Origin of the sequence: Actinomadura sp. NPDC049382 (assembly GCF_040677125.1) — a bacterium.
Lineage (GTDB): Bacteria > Actinomycetota > Actinomycetes > Streptosporangiales > Streptosporangiaceae > Spirillospora > Spirillospora geliboluensis.
On sequence record NZ_JBFARO010000228.1, the window covers coordinates 1 to 6,105 of the forward strand.

The 6,105-nt window shown below is 76.2% G+C and carries 6 protein-coding genes; 4 read left to right on the forward strand and 2 right to left on the reverse strand.

Going from position 1 to position 6,105, the window contains the following annotated elements:
• Nucleotides 1–106: 106 nt before the first annotated feature.
• The 3 genes from AB0K34_RS45735 to AB0K34_RS45745 are packed head-to-tail and all read left to right on the forward strand — an operon-like array spanning nucleotide 107 to nucleotide 2,492.
• Nucleotides 107–607, forward strand: a complete 501-nt coding sequence (locus tag AB0K34_RS45735) for a hypothetical protein (protein WP_364554784.1) — start codon at nucleotides 107–109, stop codon at nucleotides 605–607.
• Complete coding sequence (locus AB0K34_RS45740; RefSeq protein WP_364554786.1) at nucleotides 604–1,293, forward strand: ABC transporter ATP-binding protein; 690 nt, start codon at nucleotides 604–606, stop codon at nucleotides 1,291–1,293. Before AB0K34_RS45735 ends, AB0K34_RS45740 begins: the two co-directional genes overlap by 4 nt.
• Nucleotides 1,290–2,492 carry an ABC transporter permease gene (locus tag AB0K34_RS45745; RefSeq protein ID WP_364554788.1) on the forward strand — a complete coding sequence of 401 codons (1,203 nt, stop codon included), beginning with the start codon at nucleotides 1,290–1,292 and terminating at the stop codon, nucleotides 2,490–2,492. The genes AB0K34_RS45740 and AB0K34_RS45745 overlap by 4 nt, the downstream gene beginning before the upstream one ends.
• A gap of 85 nt (nucleotides 2,493–2,577) precedes the next feature.
• Here AB0K34_RS45745 and xylA read toward each other — a convergent pair whose 3' ends face one another.
• The gene (gene xylA / locus AB0K34_RS45750) at nucleotides 2,578–3,738 is read right to left on the reverse strand and encodes a xylose isomerase (protein ID WP_364554790.1); all 1,161 of its coding nucleotides are present in this window, start codon (nucleotides 3,736–3,738) and stop codon (nucleotides 2,578–2,580) included.
• An 11-nt stretch (nucleotides 3,739–3,749) separates the two neighbouring features.
• Nucleotides 3,750–5,132: a xylulokinase gene (gene xylB, locus AB0K34_RS45755; RefSeq protein ID WP_364554792.1), complete on the reverse strand. Its 1,383-nt coding sequence runs from the start codon at nucleotides 5,130–5,132 to the stop codon at nucleotides 3,750–3,752.
• A gap of 89 nt (nucleotides 5,133–5,221) precedes the next feature.
• Between xylB and AB0K34_RS45760 the strand changes: the two genes are divergently transcribed.
• On the forward strand, nucleotides 5,222–6,105 hold an 884-nt coding region (locus AB0K34_RS45760; protein WP_364554794.1), incomplete at its 3' end, for an ROK family transcriptional regulator.

The window sequence follows — 6,105 nt, forward strand, 5'->3', positions numbered from 1 at the left end:
ACCAGCTTCGCGCCCTCGGGCGTCGAGGTGATCGCCCACGCCTCGTCCAGGAAGATCGCCTTCGGCAGCCGCCGGTCGAGGCCGTGCATGAGCCGGCCGGATCCGGGTGTCCGCGCGCAAGGCCGAGGTCGGCGACCGGCTCGGCGGCCCCGTCCTCGCCTACACCGGCACCACCCGCGTCGTGACCGTCGACCTGGACGTCAAGTACCAGCGGCTCGTGCGGAAGGGCGACGGGGTGGAGATCGAACTGCCGTCCGGCGGCACGGTCAAGGGGCGGATCGGCTCCGTCGGGCGGGTCGCGGAGGAGGGCAGGGAGGACCAGCCGGCCACCATCGAGGTCGTGGTCTCCGTCGGCTCCCAGAAGTCGCTCGGCTCCTACGACAGGGCGCCCGTCGAGGTGCGCCTCACCGCGAACCGGCACCGCGGCGTCCTCGCCGTCCCGGTCGGCGCGCTGCTCGCCCGGGGCGACGGCGGCTACGCCGTCCAGGTCGTCGAGGACGGCCGGGTCCGCACCGTGCCCGTGGAGACGGGCGTGTTCACCGGCGGGCGGGTCGAGATCTCCGGGTCCGGTGTGGCCGAGGGCATGAAGGTCGGGGTGCCCTCGTGAGCCCGGTCGTGGAGCTGCGCGGGGTCACCAAGACCTATCCCGGCGGGGTGACCGCGCTGGACGGGGTGTCGCTGACCGTGGCGGAGCGGGAGCTGGTCGCGATCGTCGGGCCGTCCGGGTCCGGGAAGTCGACGATGCTGCACCTGCTCGGCACGCTCGACCGCCCGAGCGCCGGCACCGTCCTCGTCGAGGGCACCGACGTCTCGCGGCTGCCGGACCGGCGGCTGTCGGCGCTGCGCGCCCGGCGGATCGGGTTCGTGTTCCAGCAGTTCCACCTCGCCGCCGGGGTGAGCGCGCTCGACAACGTCGCGGACGGGCTGCTGTACGGGGGCGTGCCGCTCGTGCGGCGGCGCCGGCGGGCCCGGGAGGCGCTGGAGCGTGTCGGTCTCGGGCACCGGCTCGGGCACCGGCCGCACCAGCTGTCCGGCGGGGAGAAGCAGCGGGTCGCGATCGCCCGGGCGGTCGTCGGGGAGCCGGCGCTGCTGCTGGCGGACGAGCCGACCGGCGCGCTGGACTCCGCGTCCGGTGCGGGCGTCCTGGACCTGCTGCGCGAGCTGTCCGGCGGCGGCACGACCGTCGTGCTGATCACGCATGACCGGGACATCGCCGCGCTGCTGCCCCGCCGGGTGGGGATGCGCGACGGCCGGATCGTCCGCGACGAGGCACGGGCGGAGGCGGTGACATGACCCGGGGGAACGGCGGCGCGCCGGCCCGGCTCGGCCCGGCGGACGCGCTGCGGGTCGGCGCGGCCGGGCTGCGGTCGCGCCCGATGCGGGTGTTCCTGTCGGCGCTCGGCATCGCGATCGGCATCGCCGCGATGATCGGCGTGGTCGGCATCTCGACGTCCAGCCGCGCCCAGCTCCAGGCCACCCTGGACCGGCTCGGCACCAACCTCCTCACGGCCGAGCCCGGCCGGGACCTGTTCGGCGGGGAGGCGAAGCTGCCGGAGCAGTCCGTCGGGATGGTGCGGCGGATGCCGGACGTCGAGTCGGCGTCGGCGACGGCGACGCTGGAGGACGCCAACGTCTACCGCAACGACCACATCCCGGAGGGGGAGAGCGGCGGGATCAGCGTCCGCGCGGCCCGGCTCGACCTGCCGGAGACCGTCGGCCTGGCCATGGCGTCCGGCAGCTGGCTCAACGCCGGCACGGCCCGGTACCCGGCCGTGGTGCTCGGCGCGGAGGCGGCCGACCGGCTCGGCATCGCGGGGCCGGGCGCGCAGGTGTGGCTCGGCTCGCAGTGGTTCACCGTCGTCGGCGTCCTGGAGCCGAACCAGCTCGCCCCCGAGCTGGACGCCGCCGCGCTCGTCGGCTGGGAGGCCGCCCGCGCCCGGCTCGGGTTCGACGGCCACCCGACCACCCTCTACACCCGCGCCCGCGAGGACGCGGTGGAGAAGGTCCGCGACCTGCTCGCCGCGACCGCGAACCCGCAGGCGCCCACCGAGGTCGAGGTCAGCCGCCCCTCGGACGCGCTGGCCGCGCGGGCCGCCACCGACGAGGCGTTCACCGGGCTGCTGCTCGGGCTCGGCGCCGTGGCGCTGCTGGTCGGCGGCGTCGGCGTCGCCAACACGATGGTGATCTCGGTGCTGGAGCGGCGGGCCGAGATCGGGCTGCGCCGCGCCCTCGGCGCGACCCGCGGGCAGATCCGGTTGCAGTTCCTCACCGAGTCGCAGCTGCTCGCCGCGCTCGGCGGGGTCGGCGGCGTGGCCATCGGCATCGCGGTCACCGCGGTGTTCGCGGTGTCGCAGGGGTGGCCGACCGTCGTCCCGGTGTGGGCGATGGCCGGGGGCGTCCTCGCCACGCTGCTGATCGGCGCGGTCGCGGGCCTGTACCCGGCCGTCCGGGCGGCCCGGCTCGCTCCGACCGAGGCGCTGGCGGCGCCCTAGCCGGCCGTCGCCGCGGCAAGGCGGAAGCCCGCCCCCGGGGAGGCGGGGCGGGCTTCCAGGGGGGCGGGCTTCCAGGGGGACGGTCTCAGGAGCGCACGCCGTAGAGGTGCTCCAGGGCGAGCTGGTCGAGCAGCTCGAACGCGGTGCGGCGGGCGCCGAGGGCCTCGGCGTCGGCGGTGGCGGCGCGGACGGCGCGCCAGTCCTCGCCCTCGGCGAGGGTGGGCTGCGCGAGCTCCTCCACCTTGGCCTGGCGCAGGGCGTCCTGGACGTCGGGGTCGGCGCGGAACGCGCGGACCTTCTCCCGCAGGATCAGCCAGTTGCGCATGCACGCGGCCGCCGACTCCCACACGCCCTCGTCGTCCTCGGTGCGCGGCGGCTTGAAGTCGAAGTGGACCGGGCCGCTGTAGTCGCTGTTCTCGATGAGGTCGACGACCCAGAACGCGCCGCGCGCGTTGCCGGCGCCGAAGCGCAGGTCCTGGTCGTAGCGGGGGCCGTGCTGCCCGTTCAGGTCGATGTGGAACAGCTTGCCCTGCCACAGCGCCTGCGCGAGGCCGTGCGCGTAGTTGAGGCCGGCCATCTCCTCGTGCCCGACCTCGGGGTTCAGGCCGACGTCGTCGGGGCGCTCCAGCGTCTGGATGAACGCGAGCGCGTGCCCGATGGTGGGCAGCAGGATGTCGCCGCGCGGCTCGTTCGGCTTCGGCTCGATCGCGAACCGCAGGTCGTAGCCCTGGTCGGCGACGTAGGCGCCGAGGACGTCGAAGGCCTCCTTGTAGCGGTCCAACGCGGCGCGGACGTCCTTGGCGGCGCCCGACTCGGCGCCCTCGCGCCCGCCCCAGCACACGTAGGTCTTGGCGCCGAGCTCGGCGGCGAGGTCGAGGTTGTCCATGACCTTGCGGAGCGCGAACCGGCGGACGTCGCGGTCGTTGGCGGTGAACGCGCCGTCCTTGAAGACCGGGTGCCCGAACAGGTTGGTGGTGGCGGTGGTGACCACGAGGCCGGTCTCGTCGAGGGCCTTGCGGAACGCGCCGATCCTCTCCTGCCGCTCGCCGGGCGAGGCGTCGAAGTCGAACACGTCGTTGTCGTGGAAGTTGACGCCGTAGGCGCCGATCTCGGCCAGCTTGCGGACGGCGCGGTCGGCGGGCATCGGCGGCCGGGTGCCGGGGCCGAACACGTCGACGCCCTGCCAGCCGACCGTCCAGATGCCGAACGAGAACCGGTCCTCGGGCGTGGGCGTGTAGTCGCTCATGGGGTTCCTCCTCAGATCTCCGGGGCGGAGTCGCGTAGCGCCGCGTAGCGCTCGCGGACGCCCGTCTCGGTGCGGTCGCTCGTGTGCTCGGTCGCGGGCGGCGCCGGCCACGCCGGGGGCTCCGGCGTCCCGGCGAGCGCCCATGCCGCCTGGCGGGCGGCGCCGAGCGCGACGTACTCGGCGGGCTCGGGCACCGTCACCGGCGTCCCGAGGATCGCCGGGGCCAGCGCCTGGACGGCGGCGGACCGGGCGCCGCCGCCGATCAGCAGCGTGCGGCGGGGCCGGACGCCCTGCGCGGCCAGGTGGTCGACGGCGTCGGCGAGCGAGCACAGCAGCGCCTCCACCGCGGCCCGCGCCACGTTCTCCCGCGTCGCGTTGGACGTGGTCAGCCCGGCGAGGACGCCGGTCGCGTCCGGGCGGTCGGGGGTGCGCTCGCCGTCCAGGTAGGGCAGCAGGGTCAGGCCGCCGGCGCCGGGTTCGGCGGCGAGCGCGAGCGCGGACAGCTCGTCGAGCGCGGCACCGGTCATCGCGGCGGCGGCGGTCAGGATCCGCGCGGCGTTCAGCGTGCAGACGAGCGGCAGGAACCGGCCGGTCGCGTCGGCGAACCCGGCGACCAGGCCGGAGGGGTCGGCGGCGGGGACGTCCGCGACCGCGAACGCCGTGCCGGACGTGCCGATCGAGACGACCACGTCGCCGGGCCGCAGCCCGAGGCCGAGCGCGGCGGCCATGTTGTCGCCGGTCCCGGGGCCGAGCGCGGCGCCCCACGAGGTCTCGCCGACCCGCTCGCCCGGGGCGGCGACGCGCGGCGGCTCGGCGTCGCGGCCGAGCGCGGCGCGCAGCAGGTCGGGGAGGTAGGCGCCGGTCGCGGGGGACCAGTAGCCGGTGCCGGACGCGTCGCCCCGGTCGGTGACCGGCTCGGCGGCGCCGAGCCGCAGCGTCAGCCAGTCGTGGGGGAGCATGACCTGCTCGGTGCGGCGCGCGTTCTCCGGCTCGTGCTCGGCCATCCAGCGCAGCTTGGTGACGGTGAACGAGGCGACCGGCACGCTGCCGGTCCGCTCCGCCCACGCCTTGGGGCCGCCGAGTTCGGCGACGAGCGCGCGGGCCTGCGGCGCCGAGCGCGTGTCGTTCCACAGCAGCGCGGGCCGGACGACCTCGCCGCCGCCGTCGAGCGCGACCATGCCGTGCTGCTGCGCGCCGACGGCGACCGCGTCGGCGCGCTCCAGCAGCTCCCGGACCTGGGAGAGCGCGTTCCACCAGTGGTCCGGGTGGCATTCGGTGCCGTCGGGATGCGGCGCGGACGCCTCCGCGACCACGGCGCCGTCGGCGGCGCGGCACAGGACGACCTTCGTCGACTGCGTGGAGGAGTCGACGCCCGCGACCAGGCTCTCGGCCATCCCGACCCCTTTCGTAAAGAGCGTGGACTAATTAACGTAGCAGAGGGCCGCAGCCCTGCCTATAGTCGCGCTTCATTTAGGGTTCATTCATGACAAAGTCCGCGAACGCCCCCGTCCGGCACGCGACGATGCGCGAGCGGAACCTCGCCGTCGTCCTGGAGCGGATCGCCCGCCACCAGCCCGTGACCAGGGCGCGGCTCGCCGAGCTGACCGGCTTCACCAAGACCACCGTCTCCAACCTCGTCGCCCTGCTGGAGGGCGCCGGGCTGGTGCGGGACGGCGCGCCCGTCCACGAGGGGGAGCGCGGCCGGCCCGGCGTGGGCGTCTCCCTGCACGGCGACGGCGCCGCCGGGCTCGGCCTGGAGGTCAACGTCGACTACCTCGCCGCCTGCGTCCTCGACCTCGCCAAGCAGGTCCGCTACCGGCACGTGGTCAGCGCCGACAACCGCGGCCGCGAGCCCGGCGCGGTGCTCGCCGCGCTGTCCGCGCTCGCCGCCGAGGCGGTCGCGGCCGCCGCCGGGCAGGGCCTCGCCGTCGCCGGCGCCGCGGTCGCGCTGCCCGGCCTGCTCGACCGCGAGAACGGCGTGGTCCGGCACGCCCCGAACCTCGGCTGGACCGACGTCCCCGTCACCGGCGCGCCCGGCCTCGCCGCGCCGCTGCCCGCCGAGTACGACAACGAGGCCAACCTCGCCGCCCTCGGCGAGCTGTGGTTCGGCGGCGGCGCCCGGTTCGGCGACTACGTGCACGTCTCCGGCGAGATCGGGATCGGCGCCGGCATCGTCGTGGACGGGCGGGTGTTCCGCGGCGCCCACGGCTTCGCCGGGGAGCTCGGCCACCTCATCGCCGAGCCCGCCGGCCCGCCCTGCTCCTGCGGCGGGCGCGGCTGCCTGGAGCAGGTCGCCGGGCAGGAGGCGATGCTGCGCGCGGCCGGCCTGCCGGTGACGCGCCCCGCCGGCGGGCCCGGCGGCTCGGT